This window comes from Serratia sp. 4542, assembly GCF_016805595.1.
GTDB classification, from domain to species: domain Bacteria; phylum Pseudomonadota; class Gammaproteobacteria; order Enterobacterales; family Enterobacteriaceae; genus Serratia; species Serratia nevei.
Map to the genome: position 1 here is coordinate 179,616 of NZ_RXKV01000013.1, position 18,931 is coordinate 198,546.

An 18,931-nucleotide genomic window follows, 5' to 3' on the forward strand; every position below is an offset into this window, starting at 1 on the left:
GTTTCAACTCTTGTTAGTCGCCAGATCGCTCACCAGGCGGTTGACCGGATCGCTCATGTTGGTGAATTTGCTCAGCTCCGAGCGGGTCACCACCACGAACACCCCGACGTTTTTCGCCGGGATCATCGCCATGTAAGTAATGAACCCGCCGCCGCCGCCGGTCTTCTGAATGATGCCCGGCAGCCCGTCCTTCGGCGCCATATACACCCAACCCAACCCCAGCGCATCCGCTTGCCCCGGCACGTCCATACCCTTCAGCGACACCAGATCGTGACGCTGGAAGTACATGGTTTGCTCGCTGGCGGCGGTGGCTTTGCGCGGACCGCTGGCGCTGGAGGAGAGGAATTGTTGCATCCAGCGCTGCATGTCGCGCGGGGTGGAGTAGACGCCGCCGCTGCCGGCCGCGGCGGTGGTGTCGCGGCAGGCGCTCGGGCCGGCCGCCGCCACCATCAGGCGCGAGCACTGCTCGGGGCTCGGCGTCAGCGTGGTGTCGACCATGCCGAGCGGCGCGGTGATTTTCTCTTTCAGCAGCGCGTTGTAGGGCTTGCCTGCGGCGCGCGACAGCGCGTCGGCCAGCAGGTCATACGCCAGGTTGGAGTAGGCGGCGCGTACGCCCGGCGGCACCGTGACGTTGGCATGCGCCAGCCACTGCCAGCGCTGGGCCTTGGTCGGCCAGGTGAACACCGGCGTTTTCGGCGGCTTCTTGCCCGGCTGCTCGCGCGGCAGCGAGCTGGTGTGCGTCGCCAGGTTCAGCAGGGTGATCGGCTGCCCGGCGTTGTAAGCCGGCACATAGGCGCCTTTGGGGGCGTACTTGCGCAGCGGGTCGGTCAGTTTGACCTGGCCTGCCGCCGCCATTTTCACCATCACTTCGCTGGTCATCAGCTTGGTGATCGAAGCGATGCGGATCAGCGAATCCGGGCGCGGGCGCAGGTTGTTGCCGGGTTTGGTATCGCCAAAGCTGCGGTTAACCACCTGATTGCCGTCGATCACCACCAGCGCCATGCCGGTGGCGCCGCTGTTGTAGAAAATATGTTCGGCATACTGGTCGACGATTTGCGAAGCCAGCTGCGGAGGCGCGGCCTGCACGGCCAGCGGCGCGGCGCACAGGCCCAGCGCCAGCAATAAAGCGGAGACAGAGTTCTTCAACGGTCGTTATCCATTTAACAATGCAGCGGGGAAAGGGCTTATCCGTCGCCCAGTGTAATGCGCCCGGGCCCCGGCTGCATGTAGAAAAAAGAGCGGTGGCGATAAAATTTTTTCACCGCCGGCGAGCTACTGCGCGCGGGCGAAAATGGCGATCACTTCATCGAGGTGCGCCTTCATCGCCTTGCGGGCGCCGCGCACGTCGCGCGCTTCGATCGCCGCCAGGATCGCCCGGTGTTCCAGTTCGGAACGGTGCGGCATGTCGTCCGGCGTATAGTGGCGTTGCAGCACGCGGAACATGCTGCCGTAACGGTGGCCGAGCAGGTGGCCGATGATGAACGCATAGGCCGGGTTGCCGCTGGCCTGGGCGATGCGGATGTGGAACAGCCGATCGCCGGGGTGGGTGGCGGAACCGGCGCGGTTATCGCGGCAGTTCTGCTCGTAGGCGGCGCGGATGCCCGCCAGCTCTTCGTCGGTGGCGTGGCGCGCGGCCAGCGCGGCGGTCTCCGGTTCGATCAGCAGACGGGTTTGCAGCAGAGAAAACGGCGGCAGCTCGGCGTTGAAATCCAGCTCGATGTTCAGTTCGTCGTCGATCTCCGCCCACTGGTTGCGGCCGGCCTGGGTCATCACCGGCTCCTGCGACGGCGCCAGCGGCGTTGGCGAGCGCACGATCACCCCGTTACCGACCTTGACGTCCACCAGGCCGATCACTTCCAGCGCGATAAGCGCCTCGCGCACCGACGCGCGGCTGACCTGCAACTGCTGGGCGAGATCGCGCTCCGAGGGCAGGCGGCTGCCCGGCGGAAATTCGTTATTTTCGATAAGACGTTTGAGCTGGTCAGCTATCTGTCTGTAAATCCTTGGGTTTTCCAGTCGGGTAATCGGCATTTTTGACCTTTGACGATTCGGCGTTCAGTGATTTGGCGCACAATTATGCGACAAGGCGCTTGAGTAATCGTTATTCAAGTGTAAAAAAATGGTTAATTGAAATGCGGTTTCAAGGCTGTTTTATTAACTTCTTCCCCCAACGATAACGCGTAAAGCGTCTTTTGTCATGTTAGAGGCCTGACCTTTAACCGCCTTTAGTGGCCTGACCATTAGACCTTTAGGCCGAGGAGTCAAGATGGATTTAACCGGGAAACGCGTACTGATCACCGCCGCCGGGCAAGGGATCGGTTTTACCACCGCCAGGCTGTTCGCCGCCGCCGGCGCTGAAGTGATCGCCAGCGACATCAACCTCGAGCGCCTGCAGGGCTCTGCCGGGATCCGCGCGCTGACGCTAAACGTCACCGATCCGGCCGCCATCGCGGCGGCGGCGGAAGCGATCGGCCCGATCGACGTGCTGTTCAACTGCGCCGGCGTGGTGCACAGCGGATCGATCCTCGATTGCAGCGAAGATCAGTGGGCGTTCGCGCTCGATCTCAACGTCACTGCGATGTTCCGCATGATCCGCGCCTTCCTGCCGGGCATGTTGGCGCGCGGCAAAGGCTCGATCATCAACATGTCTTCGGTGGCCTCGAGCGTGAAAGGGGTGCCGAACCGCTTCGCTTACAGCGCCAGCAAGGCGGCGGTGATCGGCCTGACGCGCTCGGTGGCGGCGGACTACGTCACGCAGGGCATACGCTGCAACGCCATCTGCCCCGGCACGGTGGAGTCGCCGTCCCTGCGCCAGCGCATTGCCGAGCAGGCGCGCGAGCAGGGGCGCAGCGAGCAAGAGGTGTATCAGGCGTTCGTCGCCCGTCAGCCGATCGGGCGCATCGGCACCACCGAGGAAATCGCCCAATTGGCGCTGTATCTGGCCTCTGACGCCAGTTCATACACCACCGGCACGGTGCAGATCATCGACGGCGGCTGGAGCAACTGAGCCGCCATTTTTGAGAGAGGAAGGCATGAAACTTTTACGTTACGGGCAACCCGGGCAAGAGCGCCCCGGCATGTTGGATGCGCAAGGCCGCCTGCGCGATTTGTCGCAGCATATCGCCGACGTGGGGGGCGCCGCGTTATTGCCGGCGTCGCTCGCCAAACTGCGCGCGCTGGACAGTGCCACGCTGCCGCTGGTCGAAGGGCAGCCGCGCCTCGGCGCCTGCGTCGGCGGCATCGGCAAGTTTATCTGCATCGGCCTGAACTACGCCGATCACGCGGCGGAGACCGGTGCCGCCATTCCTGAGGAACCGGTGGTGTTCAACAAATGGACCAGCGCGGTGATCGGCCCCCACGATCGGGTGGAGATCCCGCGCGGCTCGCAGAAAACCGACTGGGAAGTGGAGCTGGGCGTGGTGATCGGCCAGGGCGGACGCTACATCAGCGAAGCAGACGCGATGCGCCACGTCGCTGGCTACTGCGTGATCAACGACGTCTCAGAACGCGAATATCAAATTGAGCGCGGCGGCACCTGGGACAAGGGCAAAGGCTGCGACACCTTCGGGCCGATCGGCCCCTGGCTGGTGACCGCCGACGAGATCGCCGATCCGCACAGCCTGAACCTGTGGCTAGAGGTGGACGGCAAGCGCTATCAGGACGGCAACACCAGCACCATGATCTTCCGCATTCCGCAGATCGTCAGCTACCTCAGCCGCTTCATGAGCCTGCAGCCGGGCGATGTGATCTCCACCGGCACGCCGCCGGGCGTCGGGATGGGGCAGAAACCGCAGCCTATCTATCTGCGGGCGGGCCAGACGATGCGTCTGGGCATCGAAGGGCTGGGCGAACAGCGCCAGCAAACCGTACAGGCCTAACCGGGAGCGCCGCCATGACCACCATTACCGCACTGCGGGTTGAAGACATTCGTTTCCCCACGTCGCTGGGGCTGGACGGATCCGACGCCATGAATCCGGATCCCGACTATTCCGCCGCCTACGTGATCCTGGAGACCGATCGCGCGGATCTCAGCGGCCACGGGCTGACGTTCACCATCGGCCGCGGCAACGAGATCTGCTGCGCGGCGATCCGCGCGCTGGAGCATCAGATCGTTGGTGAGCGGCTGGAGGATATCGCCGCCGACATGGGCGCCTTCTGGCGGCGTTTCACCAGCGACAGCCAGCTGCGCTGGATCGGGCCGGACAAGGGGGCCATTCACCTGGCGACCGGCGCGGTGGTCAACGCGGTGTGGGATCTGTGGGCCAAATCGGTCGGCAAGCCGGTGTGGCGGCTGGTGGCGGAGATGACGCCGGAGGAGCTGGTGCGCTGCATCGACTTCCGTTACATCACCGACTGCATCACGCCGCAGGAGGCGCTGGCGCTGCTCAAGCAGCGTGCCGAGGGCAAAGAGCAGCGCCTGGCGCGGCTGCTGCAGGAGGGGTATCCCTGCTACACCACCTCCGCCGGCTGGCTGGGGTATCCGGACGACAAGCTGCGCCGCCTGTGCCAGGAAGCGGTCGACGCCGGTTTCTCCTACCTGAAGCTGAAGGTCGGGCGCGATCTGGAAGACGACATCCGCCGGGTGCGCATCGCCCGCGAGGTGATCGGCCCGGATCGCCGGCTGATGATCGACGCCAACCAGGTGTGGGAGGTGGACGAAGCCATTCCGTGGGTGAAGCATCTGGCGTTCGCCAAACCCTGGTTTATCGAAGAGCCGACCAGCCCGGACGACGTGGAAGGCCACCGCCGCATCCGCGAAGGGGTGGCGCCGGTCAAGGTGGCCACCGGTGAGATGTGCCAGAACCGCATCATGTTCAAGCAGTTCATCATGCGCGGCGCGGTAGACGTGGTACAGATCGACGCCTGCCGCCTCGGCGGCGTCAACGAAGTGCTGGCGGTGATGCTGATGGCGGCCAAATACCAGCTGCCGGTCTGCCCGCACGCCGGCGGCGTCGGGCTGTGCGAGTACGTGCAGCACCTGTCGATGATCGACTACCTGTGCATTGCCGGCACCCACGAAGGCCGGGTGATCGAGTATGTCGATCATTTGCATGAACACTTTGTCGATCCCTGCGTGATCAAAGGCGCGGCCTACATGCCGCCGAGCCGTCCCGGCTATTCGATCGAGATGCATCCATCGTCGATCGCGCAGTATCGATTCCGCGGGTGAGGGGGGAGGATCGTATGCCGCGCATCGACGCTCACCAGCACTACTGGCGCTATCACCCCCAGCACTACCCGTGGATCGACGAGCGGATGAGCGTGCTGCGGCAGGATTTCGATCCGCCCCGGCTGCGGCCGCTGTTGCAGGAACAGGGGTTCGACGGCGCGCTGGCGGTGCAGGCGCGCCCCAGCGAGGAAGAGACGCTGGCCCTGCTGGCGCTGGCTGAGCAGGGCGAGGGCATATGCGGCGTGGTGGGCTGGCTGGACATCGCCGCGCCCCAGCTGGCGCAGCGTCTGGAGGCCTTGCGGCCTTACAGCGCGCTGCGCGGGGTGCGTCATCAGGTGCAGGACGAAGCGGATCCGGCGGCCTGGCTGGCGCGGCCGGAGGTGGAACGCGGCATGCAAACGCTGCAGCGCGCCGGGTATGTGTACGAGATCCTGGTGACGCACCGGCATCTGGCGGCCGCGGCGGCGTTCGCCGCCTGCCACGATGAACACTGGCTGGTGTTGGATCATCTCGGCAAGCCGGACATCGCGCGCGGCGCGCGGCACTGGGCGCAGCAAATCCGGCCGCTGGCGGCGCTGCCGCACGTGGTCTGCAAGCTGTCGGGGCTGATCACCGAGGCGCCGGGTGGCCGGTGGCGGGCGGAAGAACTGCTGCCGTTCTTCGACGCTGCGCTGGAGGCGTTCGGCCCGCAGCGGCTGATGTTCGGCTCCGACTGGCCGGTGTGCCTGCTGGCCGGCGACTACCGCCAGGTGGTGCAACTGTGCGAACGGGCGCTGTCGACGCTGGGGGCCGCCGAGCAGGCGGCGATTTGGGGCGACACCGCCTGGCGAATTTACGGTTTAACGGAGTCTGGTTATGGATCTGTATCTGCAAGATAAGGTGGTGCTGGTCACCGGCGGCGGTGCCGGCATCGGCGCGGCGATTGCTCATGTGCTGGCCGAAGAAGGCGCGATCCCGGTGCTGGTCACCAACGCCGCGCCGGAGGCGGCGCTGCTGGCCGATTTGCAGCGGCTGCAGCCGCGCACCGAGGTGATCCTCATCGAACTGTGCGACGAGGCGGCTTGCCGCCGCGCGGTCAGCCAGACGCTGGCGGCCTTCGGCCGCATCGACGGGCTGGTGAATAACGCCGGGGTCAACGACGGCGTCGGGCTGGAGGCAGGGCGCGAAGCGTTCGTCGGCTCGCTGGAAAAGAACCTGGTGCACTACTACCTGATGGCGCACCTGTGCCAGGCGGCGCTGCAGGAGAGCCGGGGCGCCATCGTCAATATCGCCTCCAAGACCGCGCTCAGCGGCCAGGGCGGCACCAGCGGCTACACCGCCGCCAAGGGCGCGGTGCTGGCGCTGACGCGCGAATGGGCGGTGTCGCTGCGCCATGACGGGGTGCGGGTGAACGCGGTGGTGCCGGCGGAGGTGATCACCCCGCAGTACCAGCGCTGGCTCAACACCTTCGCCGAGCCGCAGCGGCAGATGGCGAAAATCACCGCGCGCATTCCGCTCGGGCAGCGCATGACCACGCCGCAAGAGATCGCCGACACCGTGGCGTTCCTGTTGTCGTCGCGGTCGTCGCACACCACCGGGCAATGGCTGTCGGTGGACGGCGGCTACCTGCATCTCGATCGGGCGCTGACGTGAGCGGCGCGGCGGCAGGGCGGCGCCGTTTCTGCCAGGCGCTCGATCTGATTGACTCACCGGCGCTGATTGCGGAGTACCAGCAGCATCATCAGCGCATCTGGCCGGGCATCGCCGCGCATTTGCGCGAGCACGGCATTCTGGACATGGAGATTTACCGGTTGGGCACCCGGCTGTTCATGATCGTGGAGGTCAGCGCCGATTTCGACGCCGCGCGTTTTGACGCCGCCAGCCTGAACAACCCCGAAGTACAGCGATGGGAAGCGCTGATGTGGCACTACCAGGCCACCACCCCCTGGACGCCGCAGGGCGAAAAATGGGTGGAAATGGCGCGGATATTTTCTCTGCAACAGCAATAACGCCAACATCATCATCGCCAGACGATACGAGGGTATCACCATGCTTGCTGAAAAAAGTGCGGCCTCCGCGCAGCCGGGCGTCGCCGTGACCGCCAATCTGCGCTGGGCCTTTATCCTGGTCACCAGCCTGTTCTTCATGTGGGGGCTGTCCTATGGCCTGCTGGACGTATTGAACAAACATTTTCAGGAGACGTTGCACGTTACCAAGGCACAGTCGGGGCTATTACAGGCGGCCTATTTCGGCGCCTATTTCCTGGTGGCGCTGCCCGCCGGGTACTTTATGGACCGCAAGGGCTATAAGGCGGGCATTCTGGTTGGGCTGTGCCTGTATGCGCTGGGGGCGCTGCTGTTCGTGCCGGCGGCGTCGGCCAACAGCTTCGGCGTGTTCCTGTTTGCGCTGTTCGTTATCGCCAGCGGTTTGGGCTGCCTGGAAACGGCCGCCAACCCGTACGCCACGGTGCTGGGCGACGCGCAGGGCGCCGAACGGCGGCTCAACCTGGCCCAGTCGTTCAACGGCCTCGGGCAGTTTATCGGCCCGTTGATCGGCGGCACGCTGTTCTTCTCCGCCAGCCAGTCCGCCGGCGGCGGCGATCAGAGCGCGGTGAAGATGACCTATGTGGCGATCGCCGTGCTGGTGCTGCTGATCGCGCTGTTGTTCAGCCGCACCCGGCTGCCGGCGATCCGCGAAGAGGAAAAACCGGTACACGGCGTGATAGCGCAGGGATTGTGGCAGCATCCGCATTTCGTCGGCGGGGTTATCACGCAGTTCTTTTACGTGGCGGCGCAGGTGGGCGTAGGGGCGTTCTTCATCAACTATGCCACCGAACACTGGCGCGAAGTGTCTAACCAGAGCGCCTCTTACCTGCTGTCGATCGCCATGATCTGCTTTATGGTCGGGCGTTTCTTCAGCACCTGGTTGATGGGGCGAGTCAAGCCGGCGACGCTGTTGGCGGCCTATGCGCTGATCAACATCGCGCTGTGCGGCGTGGTGATGCTGAGCGTTGACGGCGTGTCGGTGGTGGCGCTGATCGCGGTATTCTTCTTTATGTCGATCATGTTCCCGACGATTTTCGCCCTGGGGGTGAAAAACCTGGGTAAACACACCAAGCGCGCCAGCTCCTTTATGATCATGGCGATCGTCGGCGGCGCCATCATGCCGTACTTTATGGGGGCGCTGGCTGACCGTTACAGCACCGCACTCTCTTATCTGCTGCCGCTGCTGTGCTTCGCGGTGGTGCTGGTTTACGGCCTGCGGCAGCGCCGCGCCTGATTCAACCCGGCGGCGAATCGGCCTTCGCCGCCGTTGTCAGCGCCTGTGGGCGGGTTCGCATCAGGATCGCCAACGCCAGCAGCAGCACGATGCCGGACAGCACGCCGTTTAGCGTCAATCCCCCTGCATCCACCACCAGCCCGCCCGCCAGTGAACCGCAGGAAATCGCCAGATTAAACAGCGCGATATACAGTGAAGAGGCGACCTCGACCGCGTCGGGGGCCGCCTTGAGCATCCATGCCATCAGCGAAACGGAAACGCCGCCGTAGGCGATGCCCCATAGCAGGAGGAAGGCGCCGCCGCTCAGCGGCGCGTGGCCCAGCAGCGGCAGCAGCAGGACGGCGAGCGCCAGCCCGAGGGCGATCAGCGCCAGGGTGCGGCGCAGCCGTTTGGCGGCGGCCTGGCCGGCGATGAAATTCCCGATGATACCGGCGGCGCCGTAGGCGAACAGCAGCGGACCCACCCAGCGGCCCTCGATGCCGGCGACCGTCTGCAGCAGCGGGCGGACAAAGGTGTAAGCCATAAAGTGGCCGGCGACCAGTAGAAACGTCAGCAGCAGCCCGAGGAGCAGCCGGCGATTCGCGCGCTGCGCGGTGAATAAGCGCCAGCTTATCGCCTGCGTGACCGGTAGCGGCGGCAGCACGCACAGCAGCAGGAGCAGGGTCAGCGCCGCCAGGACGGCGACGGCCAGAAACGCCATGCGCCAGCCCAGCGCTTCGCCGAGGAATACGCCGAGCGGCACGCCGAACACCGAGGCCGCCGCTACGCCGCCGAAGATGACGGACAGCGCCAATCCGACGGAAGTCGGCGGCACCAGACGTTCCGCCAACCCACCCGCGATGGCCCAGATGCCGCCGATGCAAAAGCCCAGCAGGATGCGCGCAGCAAACAGCAGCGCCATGGAGGTGGCGGCGGCGGCCAGCAGGTTGGCGGCGATCAGCAGCAGCAGAAAGGCGATCAGCAGGCTGCGGCGATCCGTGCGCCGGGCACCCAGCACCACCAGCGGGGCGAACAGCGCGGCAAACAGGGCGGGCAGGGAAATCAGCAGCCCGGCGCGGCCTATCGATGCGTTCAAGGTGCTGACGATCGGAGTCAGCAGCCCGACGGGCAGCATTTCTGCCGTGACGACGGTAAAGGTGGACAGGGCGATAGCGAAAGTCGCCAGCCAGGGTTTTGCGCCGCCGCCGGCGTGTAAGGCACTCATAATGACTCTCCCAACAGATGAAGAGCCTCAGTGTATCCGCGCCAAAATGGCTGATAAACTGGCCTGAATGCGCAACATTGGGGATAAATCGTGGCTAATTTACCGTCTATGCCGTTGGATAACCTGACCGACCTGCTGGTGTTCATTCGCGTCGCCGACGCCCGCAGCTTCACGCTGGCGGCCGAGAGACTGGGCATTTCCCGATCGGCGGCGGGCAAATGCGTGAACCGATTGGAGGAACGATTGGCCACCCGGCTGCTGCAGCGCACCACGCGCAGCGTCAGCCTGACCGAAGACGGCGCGGTGTTTTACGAGTATGCGCAGCGCATCCTGTCGCAGGCCGAAGAGGCGGAAACGGCGCTGAATACGCGGCGGCAAACGCCGCGCGGGCGGCTGCGGCTGGATCTGCCGGTCTCGTTGGGGCGATTGCATATCCTGCCGATTCTGCGGGAGTTTTTGGCGCAGTGGCCGGAGGTGGACGCCGACGTCAGCTTCTCCGATGAGTACAGCGATCTGGTGCGCGACGGCATCGACGTGGCTGTCCGCGTCGGCGGCAGCGACGATAGCCGGCTGGTGCGGCGGGTGCTCGCGCCGCATCGCCTGATCACCTGCGCGGCGCCGGATTATCTGGCGCGGCACGGTACGCCTGCAAAACTGGAAGCGTTGGGCGAGCACGAGACGCTGGTCTTCAGCCATCAGGGGCTGCCGGCGCCCTGGCGCTATTTGGTCAACGGCCAACTGCACGAACAGACGGTGCGTGGCCGGATGCGTTTCAACAACGTCGAAGCCTTGCGGGATGCGGCCGTCGCCGGAGCCGGCCTGTGCCAGGTGGGGGCGTTTCTGGTCGGCGAGCAGATTGCGGCCGGCACGCTGGTGCCAGTGCTGGAGCGCTATTGTCGCCCGGGGCCGCCGATCTGCGCCGTCTATCCCAGCCGACGCCATCTCTCCCCCAAGGTGAAGCTGTTCCTGGCGGCGATCGAACGGCGCTGGCAGGGCAAGGCGATTTGGGAAACCGCTTAGCGCGGGCGATTCACGCCGCTTTCAAGGCCAGCGTTCGCCGCATTAAGCGGTAGCCGCCTGCCGCCACCAGCAGCACGATCAGCCCGGCGGTGAGCGTGACGCTGAAGCCAGCCGTTATCCCTATGGCATCGATCGCCAGGCCCGCCAATGCGGCGCCGAGCGCCACGCCTATCCCCAGGCCGGTGACCATCCAGGTCAACCCCTCCGTCAGTCTGGAGGGCGGCACGATGTTTTCAACCAGCCCCATGGCAACGATCATGGTCGGCGCAAAAAACAATCCCGCGACAAACATCGCCGCCGCCAGCATCAAGACATTGTGTACCCACAGCAGCGGCAGGGTGGTGAAGGCGGTGGCGAATGCCGCGTATAAGAACAGACGAGGTAAGGGGACGGGGATCTTCATTGCGCCGAAAATCAGCCCGGCCAGGCAGGAGCCGAACGCGTAAACCGACAACACGATGCTGGCGGCGGCCGGCTGCCCTTGCTGCTCGGCGAAGGCCACGCTGATAACGTCCACGGTGCCGACGATGGTACCCAGAGCGATCAGCGCCAGCACCAGGATCAGCATCGACGGCATGGCCAGGATGGCGCGCTGCCGCTGGTTATTGTGGGCGTAAACCGGAGGCTGAGTGCTTTTTTGCGAGGCGAATGCCGCAACGCCCGCCACCAGAAGCAGCGCGGCTACCAGAGGGCCGGCCTCTGGGAAGAGTGAAACGCTAAGCCCCACGGCGATCGGTGGGCCGACGATAAAGGCCACCTCGTCCAATACGGACTCGAATGAAAATGCCGTGTGCAGCTGTGGCGTGCTGCGATAAATTTCGCTCCAGCGGGCCCTGACCATCGCAGAGATGCTGGGCATGCTGCCCGCGAGCGCGGCGAAGACAAACAGCGTCCAGTCCGGCGCCCGATAGTGGGTGCAGAGCAACAGCAGCAGCAGGGCGATCGCGCTGACCCCGGTGGCGTAGGGCAACACGCGGCTTTGGCCGTGACGATCCGCCGCGCGCGCGATTTGCGGCGCAAGCAGCGCCATGGAAAAGGCGAACGTTGCCGCCACCGCGCCCGCCAACCAATAGGAGCCGCGTACCTGCGAGAGCATGGTGATGATGCCGATACCGGTCATCGAGACCGGCAGGCGCGCGATCAGCCCGGCAGAGGAAAACGCCTTGCTGCCCGGGGCGTTGAACAGTTTGAAATAAGGATTTGCCATGGAAAGGGCTCCGGAATGTTGGCGGCTCGGTATTCGCTCAATGTCCATCATTGACATACGCCACGTATGTTACATTAATTGACATACATTGCGTATGTCAATTATAACGTCATCAATAACGAGGCGGAGTGGACCCATGGCACGTAAAGCGCGCGCAGAAATGATTGAAGAAACCCGACAAAAATTGGTGGCGGCTGCCCGTCAGCAGTTTGGCAGCGTGGGGTATGCTGAGACGGTGATGGATGAACTCACCGCGCAAGCCGGTATGACGCGCGGTGCGCTCTATCACCACTTTGGCGACAAGAAAGGTTTGTTTTTGGCCGTCGTGCAAGAAATCGACGCCGAGATGGATGCGCGTCTGGCGGCAATTTCCGCCAACGCGCCTGACGAGTGGAGCGCTTTTGCCGGGCGCTGTCGCGCCTATCTGGCGATGACGATTGAACCGCAAGTGCAGCGCATTTTATTGCGTGATTCACCTTCTGTATTGGGGGCGGAACATCTTCAGGCCAGCAGGTTGCAATGTATCGCCTCCATGACGAATATGCTGCAAAAGCTGATGGAACAGCGGACGATCGCGACGACCGCACCTGAGGTATTGGCGCATTTAATCAATGGCGGCCTGATGGATGCCGCGCTTTGGATCGCGAATCAGCAGGATGAGAAGATCGCTTTGGAGCAGGCGTTGGCCGGTTTGACGCTGTTGCTGAACGGCTTGCGGCCAACGGCCGCTTAACTGGACAGGGTATTTACTCCTGCGGCTGCAGCAGGGCGGGCTGGACGTTTTGCGCCAGCTGGATATTGTTGCGGCCGCTGTGCTTCGCCAGATAGAGCGCGGCGTCGGCCGCGCCGATCGCCGACTCGACGTCCAGCTTTTCCAGCGCGGAGATGCCGGCGCTGAGCGTCAGCGTGCCGCTGTGCTGCGGGCTGGCGCCGTGTGGGATGTTCAGTTCCGCCACCCGTTGGCGCACCCGTTCGGCCAGCTGCGCCGCGTAGCCTTCGTGCACGTTGGTCAGCAGTACCAAAAACTCTTCCCCGCCGTAGCGCACCACGATGTCGCGCGAACGTACCGCATCGCGGATGGCGATCGCCACCTGCACCAGCGCCCGGTCGCCCATCGCGTGGCCGTAGCTGTCGTTGTAGACCTTGAAGTGGTCGATATCCAGCAGCAGCACGTAGTGGCGGCCGGTTTGCGGTTCCAGCAGCATGTTGATCTTATTCTCCAGCCCGCGGCGGTTATAAAGACCGGTCAGGGGATCGAGCATGCTTAAATTATTGAATTTGTCCCGTTCGTTATACAGGTTGGCCACCAGCGCGTGGGTAAAGATTTCACTGCGTTTCAACATCAGGTGGTGGATGGAGAAAGCGATAATAGGTAATAGCGTGGTGAATAATATCCGCAGGGTATTATGCATACCGTCTAAAGCCAGGATCACCATTGCGGAAGGCACGGCGTGTAAACAAAAGGCGGTAAAGTTATCCGTCAGAGAAATAGCGCTGATAAAAAAGATGCTGAACAAACTAATTAATAAAAAATCTTGGTTATTCGGTAGGCAATATTGACTTTTAACGTAAATATGGGCGGCCCACAGCAGGCCAAGCACGCTGGCGAACAGGTTGAGTTTGCACAGGTATTTCCGCGGCGTTTGCAGGGAGAATAGCGCCGCCGCCAGACAAAATAGCGGTATACATAATAAAGGTAGGGTAAATGAGGGCGTATCCCTAAAAGGGAACAATAACGTAAATACGGAAGAGGCGGCATTCATCACCAGAAAAAGAAATAATGCCAGGCGCTGCTTGCTGTTCAGTAATTCCTGATAAGAACGGGCGTTCATACGGAGGTCACTCTTTGCAAAGTCGTTCTGTCGAATAATTAAGGTTGAGAAGCATTCCCTCGGCGCGAAATATCCACGGAAGTTGCATGGTTGATGATTGTGATTATTATCATGCAAACAGGGCTAGGAATTTTCTTATGTCAAATTATCATTTTTTCATGCTGGTGTCATCTGGGTTTGGTCACCGCAGTGAAAATGATGCGGCGGCCAAAAAAGTGTTATATGATATTGGTTATCATTATCACTTAAAGGGGGTTATCATGCTCACCGCCATGATTGCCGCGTGTGGACTGTGGGGCGTCAGCTGGTGCCTCGGCGATCGCCTGGCCAGCGCCTGGGGCGTTTTGCTGCCGTGCGCGCTGATGCCGCTGCTGGCCTTGATCGATCTGAATATGATGCAGCTGCGCACCCTGATTGTGATAGCGATGCTGGCGACGCTGGTGATGCTGTTCAACAGCCGGCTGCGTCACTATCTGCTGCTGCCTTCCTGCATGGCGCTGGCGGGCGGCCTGGCGGCAATCAGCCTCAACTTCAGCTTCGCGTAAACGCCGGAAACGGCAAAACCACGCTTAGGCGTGTTTATCATCAATGCATTGGGATTTTTTCGAAGGAACTACCGGAGAGATCATCAATTGGTGCGAAGAGAGGGACTTGAACCCTCACGTCCGTAAGGACACTAACACCTGAAGCTAGCGCGTCTACCAATTCCGCCACCTTCGCACAGTCGATGTTGTTGCTTTGATTTATATTACGTCGCCAGCTTGGTGCGAAGAGAGGGACTTGAACCCTCACGTCCGTAAGAACACTAACACCTGAAGCTAGCGCGTCTACCAATTCCGCCACCTTCGCATCGATGCTGAGTGCAATATAAATCATGTGGTTATTTGGTGCGAAGAGAGGGACTTGAACCCTCACGTCCGTAAGGACACTAACACCTGAAGCTAGCGCGTCTACCAATTCCGCCACCTTCGCGTACCAGAAACATTACCGGAGTAACGTTACCACGGAGGCGAATTCTAGAGATTTTGGCGGGCACGTCAACAGTTATTTCCCCGCTTTGCGGGCGTTTGCTGGAAAAACAGCCATATCGCCGCTTTTCTGCTGGTCAAACAGCCAAATCAGCCAATCAATCAACACCCTGACCCGTGGCGCCAGGAAACGGCCGGGCGGATACATGATGTAAATCGGCATCGGCGGAGGCGGCGTGTCCGCCAACACTTCCACCAGTTCGCCCCGTTCCAGCCAGGGAGCAAGTGAATAGCGCGCCGCCTGAATCAACCCCATGCCGGCACGCGCGCCGGCGATGTAAGCGTCGGCGCCGCTGACGCTCAGCCGGGCAGGGAGTTCGCGCAGTTCCACCTTGCCGCCACGGCAGAATTCCAGCGGATAATCGCGGTTGCTGGCCAGGGAAAAATACCCTACCGCGCGGTGCGGCGCCAGGCTATCGATGTCGAGCGGCGTGCCGCTGGCCTGCAGGTAAGCGGGGGAAGCGCAGGTGATCTGCGGCAGCTGGGCGATGCGCCGCGCCACCAGGCTGTCGTCTTCGGTTTCCCAGGCGCGCAGCACGCAGTCTACGCCTTCGCGCAACAGATCGACGTGGGTGTCGTTGGCACCCAGCGCCAGCGTGATGTCGGGATAGCGCCGGTAAAAGTCGCCCAGCGCCGGAATGACGATCTGGCGCGCCAGCGAATGGGGCATATCGATGCGCACTTTGCCGGACGGCTGCAGCTTATGGTGGCTGAACAGCGTGTCCGCTTCCTCAAGCGCCCCCAGCAGCTGTACGCAGCGTTGATAGTAAAGGCTGCCTTCGCTGGTCACCTGTACCTGGCGGGTGGTGCGGATCAGCAGGCGCACGCCCAGCCGCTGCTCCAGCCGTTTCAGCGCGTTGCTGACCGTGGCGCGCGGCAGCTGCAGGCGCTCGGCCGCCCGACTGAAGCTGCCCAGTTCGACGATGCGGGTAAAAATGCGCATGGCTTGAACCTGATCCATGTCCACTCCGGATTGTTGGTGATTTTTGAACAGTGATGTGCGATCTGCATTATTTATCTTTGTAGCGTAAACAACCAGACTTTGCTGCGTTATCCGTTCATCGCATGAGGGCTGCACAATGCAACAACGTAAACTGGGTTCCCACGGTCCCGTCGTCTCCGCCCTGGGGCTGGGATGCATGGGCATGAGCGACTTCTACTCCACCGGCGCCGATCGGCAGGAGGCCATCGCCACGCTGCACCGGGCACTGGAGCTGGGCGTCACGCTGCTCGACACCGCCGACATGTATGGCCCGCACACCAATGAAGAGTTGGTAGGGGAAGCGATCAAGGGCAAACGGCAACAGGTGTTCCTGGCTACCAAGTTCGGCATCCTGCGCGATCCGGCGGATCCTTCGGCGCGCGGCGTCAGCAGCCGGCCCGAGTATATCCGGCGCTCGGTGGAAGGCAGCCTGCGGCGCTTGGGCGTAGAGGAGATCGATCTTTATTATCAGCATCGGGTCGATCCGCAGGTGCCGATCGAAGACGTCGTCGGCACGATGGCGGATCTGATCCGCGAAGGCAAGATCCGCCATATCGGCCTGAGCGAGGCGTCGGTCGCCACGCTGGAGCGGGCGCACAAGGTGCATCCGATCACGGCGTTGCAGACCGAGTATTCGCTGTGGACGCGCGATGCTGAACAGGGCGTGCTGGCCGCCTGTGAGCGACTGGGGATCGGCTTTGTGCCTTACAGCCCGTTAGGGCGCGGTTTCCTTACCGGCGCTATCCGGCGGCCGGAGGATCTGGCCGAGGACGATTTCCGCCGCGGCAATCCGCGCTTCCAGGGCGAAAACTTCGCCCGCAACCTGGCGCTGGTGGAGAAGGTGGGTGAGCTGGCGGCGCAGAAGGGCGTCAAGCCTTCACAGCTGGCGCTGGCCTGGGTGTTGGCGCAGGGCGAGCACATCGTGCCGATCCCCGGCACCAAACGCCGTCGCTATCTGGAAGAGAACGTCGCGGCGGCGGAGATAACGCTGAGCGCGGCCGAACTGGCGGCGATCGAAGCGGTGTTTCCGCTGAGTGCAGCGGCCGGCGATCGCTACGGCGCCGAGTCGATGGCCTATATCAACGGCTAAAAAAAAGCGCGGCCTCAGGCCGCGCTCTGTCGTTTTCCGCCAACGGCGAATTATTTCTTCTTCGGCGCGCGCGGTGGGCGGCCGACGGTGGCCTGATACACCTTGAAGCGGCCGTTCTGCGCCAGCACTTCGTGGCTGCCGAAGGTGGCGTCCAGAATGTCCGGGTACGGCAGGAAGGCGTTGGCGACGATGCGCAGTTGGCCGCCGATCGGCAGGTGTTTCACCGCGCCGCGGATCAGGGTTTCAGCGGCGGTCAGGCTGGTCTGCAGCCCGTCGTGGAACGGCGGGTTGGAGATGATCATGTCGAAACGGCCGGTGATGTCGGAGTAAACGTTGCTGACGATCACTTCGCCTTCGATGCCGTTGGCGGCCAGCGTCGCGCGGCTGGATTCCACCGCGGCGGCGTTGACGTCGCTGAGGGTCAGTTTCACCTTCGGCGACAGCTTGGCCATCACCGAGGCCATCACGCCGGCGCCGCAGCCGATGTCCAGCACCTTGCCTTTCATGTGTTTTTCCAGCGTCGACAGCAGCAGCGAGCTGCCGACGTCCAGGCCGTCGCGGCTGAACACGCCCGGCAGCGTTTTCACTTCCAGATCGTGCAGCTGATAGCTGTCCCACCAGTCGTTCAGGTCGAATTCGGTCTGCGCGTCCAGGCGGCCGTGATACAGGCCGCAGCGGCGCGCGCTGTCGATTTTCACCAGCGCAACATGGCCTTCCAGCGTTGGCTCGGCGCTGCGCACGCCGCTGCGGTTTTCACCGACCACGAACACGTCTACGCCCACCGGCAGCAGCGCCAGGATGTTGCACAGCTGGAATTGCGCTTCCTGCTTGCTCTTCGGCCAGTAGTAAACCAGCGTGTCGCAGTCGGCGACGAAAGCGGGATCGACGGTCAAACCGAACTGCACGTTATCGCCCATCGTCCGGTTCAGTAACTGCCAGTGATGGTATTGCTGAGTGTGGACGCGCACGTCCGCGGCCTCGAATTGGGCCGGCAGGCTGTCCTGCAGGTCGCCGGCAAACAGCACGCGGCGTTCGATAAATTCATCACTGTGGCGCAGCATGACTTCACTGGCGGGGGTTAATGCAGACATCAGATATTGGCTCCTGGAAATGAGACCGGGGATTATAGAGCTTTGTGGCGATATGTTCGACGGGTTTGTTGGCGCGGGCTGCGCGGGTTTGTTAGCATAGCGCGGCGCATGGCAGGCATGGCGCACCACAACGGGTAGGAATCGGCATGGCATCAAAACGCGACTGGCTGTTACAACAACTGGGTATTACGCAGTGGACATTGCGCCGCCCGAGCGTGTTGCAGGGCGAAGTGGCGGTCAGTCTGCCGCCCGAGGCGCGCCTGCTGGTGGTGGCGCAGACGCTGCCCGCGTCCGACGATCCGCTGTTTTGCGACGTGCTGCGCAGCCTGGGGCTGACGCCGGCGCAAACCTACAGCCTGACGCCGGAACAGGCGGCGATGCTGCCTGAAGAGACCGCATGCAACAGTTGGCGGCTGGGCGTGGCGGAACCGCTTGCGGTCGCCGGCGCGCAGCTATACAGCCCGGCGCTGGCCGAGCTTTCCCAAGACGCGGGGGCCAAACGCGCCCTCTGGCAGCAGATTTGTCATCATGAACACGATTTCTACCCTGACGGCGGCCGACCTGGCCACGGCCTTCACCATTGAGCAAGCCAGCCACGCTTTCCCCTGGACGGAAACCACCTTCGCCAGCAATCAGGGCGATCGCTACCTTAACCTGAAGCTGAACGCCGAAGGGGAAATGGCGGGATTCGCCATCACGCAGATCGTGCTGGACGAAGCCACGCTGTTCAACATCGCCATTCATCCGCGGTGGCAGCGCCGGGGCTTTGGCCGCCTGCTGCTCAACGCGGTGATCGAACAGCTGGAGAGCCGTGGCGTGGTGACGCTGTGGCTGGAGGTGCGCGCCTCCAACCAGGCGGCGATCGCACTGTATGAAGATCTCGGTTTCAACGAGGTCACCGTGCGCCGCAATTATTACCCGAGCGCCCACGGCCGCGAAGACGCGATCGTGATGGCGCTGCCGCTGGCGTAATCCGCCCGGCCGGTAAAAGCATTGATTGTCACCGGTTGGCAAATCGGCGAAAATGCCCGGCTGTTATCTTTTATTCA

Annotated in this window: 20 protein-coding genes and 3 tRNA genes; 13 read left to right on the forward strand and 10 right to left on the reverse strand. The window is 62.9% G+C overall.

Annotation, left to right across the window (positions count from 1 at the left end):
• Window positions 1-3 precede the first annotated feature (3 nt).
• Complete coding sequence (gene ampH, locus EKL15_RS20175) at window positions 4-1,146, reverse strand: D-alanyl-D-alanine-carboxypeptidase/endopeptidase AmpH (protein ID WP_100396028.1); 1,143 nt, start codon at window positions 1,144-1,146, stop codon at window positions 4-6.
• Window positions 1,147-1,272: 126 nt separating this feature from the next.
• On the reverse strand, window positions 1,273-2,031 hold the full coding sequence (locus EKL15_RS20180) for a FadR/GntR family transcriptional regulator (protein ID WP_060422250.1): 759 nt from the start codon (window positions 2,029-2,031) through the stop codon (window positions 1,273-1,275).
• A 235-nt stretch (window positions 2,032-2,266) separates the two neighbouring features.
• Here EKL15_RS20180 and EKL15_RS20185 point away from each other — a divergent pair, with 235 nt between their 5' ends.
• The 7 genes from EKL15_RS20185 to fucP are packed head-to-tail and all read left to right on the forward strand — an operon-like array spanning window position 2,267 to window position 8,428.
• The gene (locus EKL15_RS20185; protein WP_043136107.1) at window positions 2,267-3,007 is read left to right on the forward strand and encodes an SDR family oxidoreductase; all 741 of its coding nucleotides are present in this window, start codon (window positions 2,267-2,269) and stop codon (window positions 3,005-3,007) included.
• Window positions 3,008-3,032: 25 nt separating this feature from the next.
• A complete protein-coding gene (locus tag EKL15_RS20190) occupies window positions 3,033-3,878 on the forward strand; it encodes a fumarylacetoacetate hydrolase family protein (RefSeq protein WP_049202360.1) in 846 nt (281 codons plus the stop codon).
• A gap of 14 nt (window positions 3,879-3,892) precedes the next feature.
• A complete protein-coding gene (locus EKL15_RS20195; protein WP_060440810.1) occupies window positions 3,893-5,170 on the forward strand; it encodes an L-fuconate dehydratase in 1,278 nt (425 codons plus the stop codon).
• A 14-nt stretch (window positions 5,171-5,184) separates the two neighbouring features.
• Window positions 5,185-6,048, forward strand: a complete 864-nt coding sequence (locus tag EKL15_RS20200) for an amidohydrolase (protein ID WP_060422262.1) — start codon at window positions 5,185-5,187, stop codon at window positions 6,046-6,048.
• On the forward strand, window positions 6,026-6,802 hold the full coding sequence (locus tag EKL15_RS20205; RefSeq protein ID WP_100396030.1) for an SDR family oxidoreductase: 777 nt from the start codon (window positions 6,026-6,028) through the stop codon (window positions 6,800-6,802). Before EKL15_RS20200 ends, EKL15_RS20205 begins: the two co-directional genes overlap by 23 nt.
• On the forward strand, window positions 6,799-7,158 hold the full coding sequence (locus EKL15_RS20210; RefSeq protein ID WP_025305196.1) for an L-rhamnose mutarotase: 360 nt from the start codon (window positions 6,799-6,801) through the stop codon (window positions 7,156-7,158). Before EKL15_RS20205 ends, EKL15_RS20210 begins: the two co-directional genes overlap by 4 nt.
• 40 nt (window positions 7,159-7,198) lie before the next feature.
• A complete protein-coding gene (fucP, locus tag EKL15_RS20215) occupies window positions 7,199-8,428 on the forward strand; it encodes an L-fucose:H+ symporter permease (RefSeq protein ID WP_033641777.1) in 1,230 nt (409 codons plus the stop codon).
• A gap of 1 nt (window position 8,429) precedes the next feature.
• Here fucP and EKL15_RS20220 read toward each other — a convergent pair whose 3' ends face one another.
• Entirely contained in the window at window positions 8,430-9,632 is a 1,203-nt protein-coding gene (locus EKL15_RS20220) for an MFS transporter (protein WP_100396031.1), read from the reverse strand.
• A 108-nt stretch (window positions 9,633-9,740) separates the two neighbouring features.
• Here EKL15_RS20220 and EKL15_RS20225 point away from each other — a divergent pair, with 108 nt between their 5' ends.
• Complete coding sequence (locus EKL15_RS20225) at window positions 9,741-10,652, forward strand: LysR family transcriptional regulator (RefSeq protein ID WP_100396032.1); 912 nt, start codon at window positions 9,741-9,743, stop codon at window positions 10,650-10,652.
• A 10-nt stretch (window positions 10,653-10,662) separates the two neighbouring features.
• Here the strand turns inward: EKL15_RS20225 and EKL15_RS20230 are convergent, their stop codons facing one another.
• Window positions 10,663-11,859, reverse strand: a complete 1,197-nt coding sequence (locus EKL15_RS20230; protein WP_100396033.1) for an MFS transporter — start codon at window positions 11,857-11,859, stop codon at window positions 10,663-10,665.
• A 136-nt stretch (window positions 11,860-11,995) separates the two neighbouring features.
• Here EKL15_RS20230 and EKL15_RS20235 point away from each other — a divergent pair, with 136 nt between their 5' ends.
• Window positions 11,996-12,592 carry a TetR/AcrR family transcriptional regulator gene (locus tag EKL15_RS20235; RefSeq protein ID WP_060422288.1) on the forward strand — a complete coding sequence of 199 codons (597 nt, stop codon included), beginning with the start codon at window positions 11,996-11,998 and terminating at the stop codon, window positions 12,590-12,592.
• A 13-nt stretch (window positions 12,593-12,605) separates the two neighbouring features.
• Here EKL15_RS20235 and EKL15_RS20240 read toward each other — a convergent pair whose 3' ends face one another.
• On the reverse strand, window positions 12,606-13,691 hold the full coding sequence (locus tag EKL15_RS20240; RefSeq protein WP_060440803.1) for a GGDEF domain-containing protein: 1,086 nt from the start codon (window positions 13,689-13,691) through the stop codon (window positions 12,606-12,608).
• A gap of 260 nt (window positions 13,692-13,951) precedes the next feature.
• Here EKL15_RS20240 and EKL15_RS20245 point away from each other — a divergent pair, with 260 nt between their 5' ends.
• The gene (locus EKL15_RS20245) at window positions 13,952-14,236 is read left to right on the forward strand and encodes a DUF1435 domain-containing protein (RefSeq protein WP_048233751.1); all 285 of its coding nucleotides are present in this window, start codon (window positions 13,952-13,954) and stop codon (window positions 14,234-14,236) included.
• Between the two features lie 88 nt (window positions 14,237-14,324).
• On the opposite strand, the gene EKL15_RS20250 is transcribed toward EKL15_RS20245, so the two are convergent.
• From EKL15_RS20250 to EKL15_RS20265, 4 genes are all read right to left on the reverse strand, one after another.
• Window positions 14,325-14,411, reverse strand: a tRNA-Leu gene (locus tag EKL15_RS20250).
• Between the two features lie 42 nt (window positions 14,412-14,453).
• Window positions 14,454-14,540: transfer RNA gene (locus EKL15_RS20255), tRNA-Leu, on the reverse strand.
• 36 nt (window positions 14,541-14,576) lie between these two features.
• Window positions 14,577-14,663: transfer RNA gene (locus EKL15_RS20260), tRNA-Leu, on the reverse strand.
• Window positions 14,664-14,735: 72 nt separating this feature from the next.
• A complete protein-coding gene (locus tag EKL15_RS20265; protein ID WP_060422294.1) occupies window positions 14,736-15,680 on the reverse strand; it encodes a LysR family transcriptional regulator in 945 nt (314 codons plus the stop codon).
• A 118-nt stretch (window positions 15,681-15,798) separates the two neighbouring features.
• On the opposite strand from EKL15_RS20265, the gene EKL15_RS20270 reads away from it, so the two are divergent.
• Entirely contained in the window at window positions 15,799-16,791 is a 993-nt protein-coding gene (locus EKL15_RS20270; protein WP_049272812.1) for an aldo/keto reductase, read from the forward strand.
• A gap of 50 nt (window positions 16,792-16,841) precedes the next feature.
• On the opposite strand, the gene rsmC is transcribed toward EKL15_RS20270, so the two are convergent.
• On the reverse strand, window positions 16,842-17,882 hold the full coding sequence (rsmC, locus tag EKL15_RS20275; protein WP_049198058.1) for a 16S rRNA (guanine(1207)-N(2))-methyltransferase RsmC: 1,041 nt from the start codon (window positions 17,880-17,882) through the stop codon (window positions 16,842-16,844).
• Window positions 17,883-18,028: 146 nt separating this feature from the next.
• Here rsmC and EKL15_RS20280 point away from each other — a divergent pair, with 146 nt between their 5' ends.
• Together EKL15_RS20280 and rimI are read left to right on the forward strand one after the other, a co-directional pair.
• On the forward strand, window positions 18,029-18,466 hold the full coding sequence (locus EKL15_RS20280; RefSeq protein WP_100396034.1) for a DNA polymerase III subunit psi: 438 nt from the start codon (window positions 18,029-18,031) through the stop codon (window positions 18,464-18,466).
• Entirely contained in the window at window positions 18,411-18,854 is a 444-nt protein-coding gene (gene rimI, locus EKL15_RS20285) for a ribosomal protein S18-alanine N-acetyltransferase (RefSeq protein WP_100396035.1), read from the forward strand. The genes EKL15_RS20280 and rimI overlap by 56 nt, the downstream gene beginning before the upstream one ends.
• Window positions 18,855-18,931: the final 77 nt, after the last annotated feature.

Coding starts and splice junctions, on each gene's coding strand:
- EKL15_RS20180 (WP_060422250.1), bottom strand. CDS start 2,031: ATGCCGATTACCCGACTGGAAAACCCAAGGATTTACAGACAGATAGCT.
- EKL15_RS20220 (WP_100396031.1), bottom strand. CDS start 9,632: ATGAGTGCCTTACACGCCGGCGGCGGCGCAAAACCCTGGCTGGCGACT.
- EKL15_RS20225 (WP_100396032.1), top strand. CDS start 9,741: ATGCCGTTGGATAACCTGACCGACCTGCTGGTGTTCATTCGCGTCGCC.
- EKL15_RS20185 (WP_043136107.1), top strand. CDS start 2,267: ATGGATTTAACCGGGAAACGCGTACTGATCACCGCCGCCGGGCAAGGG.
- EKL15_RS20230 (WP_100396033.1), bottom strand. CDS start 11,859: ATGGCAAATCCTTATTTCAAACTGTTCAACGCCCCGGGCAGCAAGGCG.
- EKL15_RS20280 (WP_100396034.1), top strand. CDS start 18,029: ATGGCATCAAAACGCGACTGGCTGTTACAACAACTGGGTATTACGCAG.
- EKL15_RS20190 (WP_049202360.1), top strand. CDS start 3,033: ATGAAACTTTTACGTTACGGGCAACCCGGGCAAGAGCGCCCCGGCATG.
- fucP (WP_033641777.1), top strand. CDS start 7,199: ATGCTTGCTGAAAAAAGTGCGGCCTCCGCGCAGCCGGGCGTCGCCGTG.
- rimI (WP_100396035.1), top strand. CDS start 18,411: ATGAACACGATTTCTACCCTGACGGCGGCCGACCTGGCCACGGCCTTC.
- EKL15_RS20195 (WP_060440810.1), top strand. CDS start 3,893: ATGACCACCATTACCGCACTGCGGGTTGAAGACATTCGTTTCCCCACG.
- EKL15_RS20265 (WP_060422294.1), bottom strand. CDS start 15,680: ATGGATCAGGTTCAAGCCATGCGCATTTTTACCCGCATCGTCGAACTG.
- EKL15_RS20235 (WP_060422288.1), top strand. CDS start 11,996: ATGGCACGTAAAGCGCGCGCAGAAATGATTGAAGAAACCCGACAAAAA.
- EKL15_RS20200 (WP_060422262.1), top strand. CDS start 5,185: ATGCCGCGCATCGACGCTCACCAGCACTACTGGCGCTATCACCCCCAG.
- EKL15_RS20245 (WP_048233751.1), top strand. CDS start 13,952: ATGCTCACCGCCATGATTGCCGCGTGTGGACTGTGGGGCGTCAGCTGG.
- EKL15_RS20240 (WP_060440803.1), bottom strand. CDS start 13,691: ATGAACGCCCGTTCTTATCAGGAATTACTGAACAGCAAGCAGCGCCTG.
- EKL15_RS20205 (WP_100396030.1), top strand. CDS start 6,026: ATGGATCTGTATCTGCAAGATAAGGTGGTGCTGGTCACCGGCGGCGGT.
- rsmC (WP_049198058.1), bottom strand. CDS start 17,882: ATGTCTGCATTAACCCCCGCCAGTGAAGTCATGCTGCGCCACAGTGAT.
- EKL15_RS20270 (WP_049272812.1), top strand. CDS start 15,799: ATGCAACAACGTAAACTGGGTTCCCACGGTCCCGTCGTCTCCGCCCTG.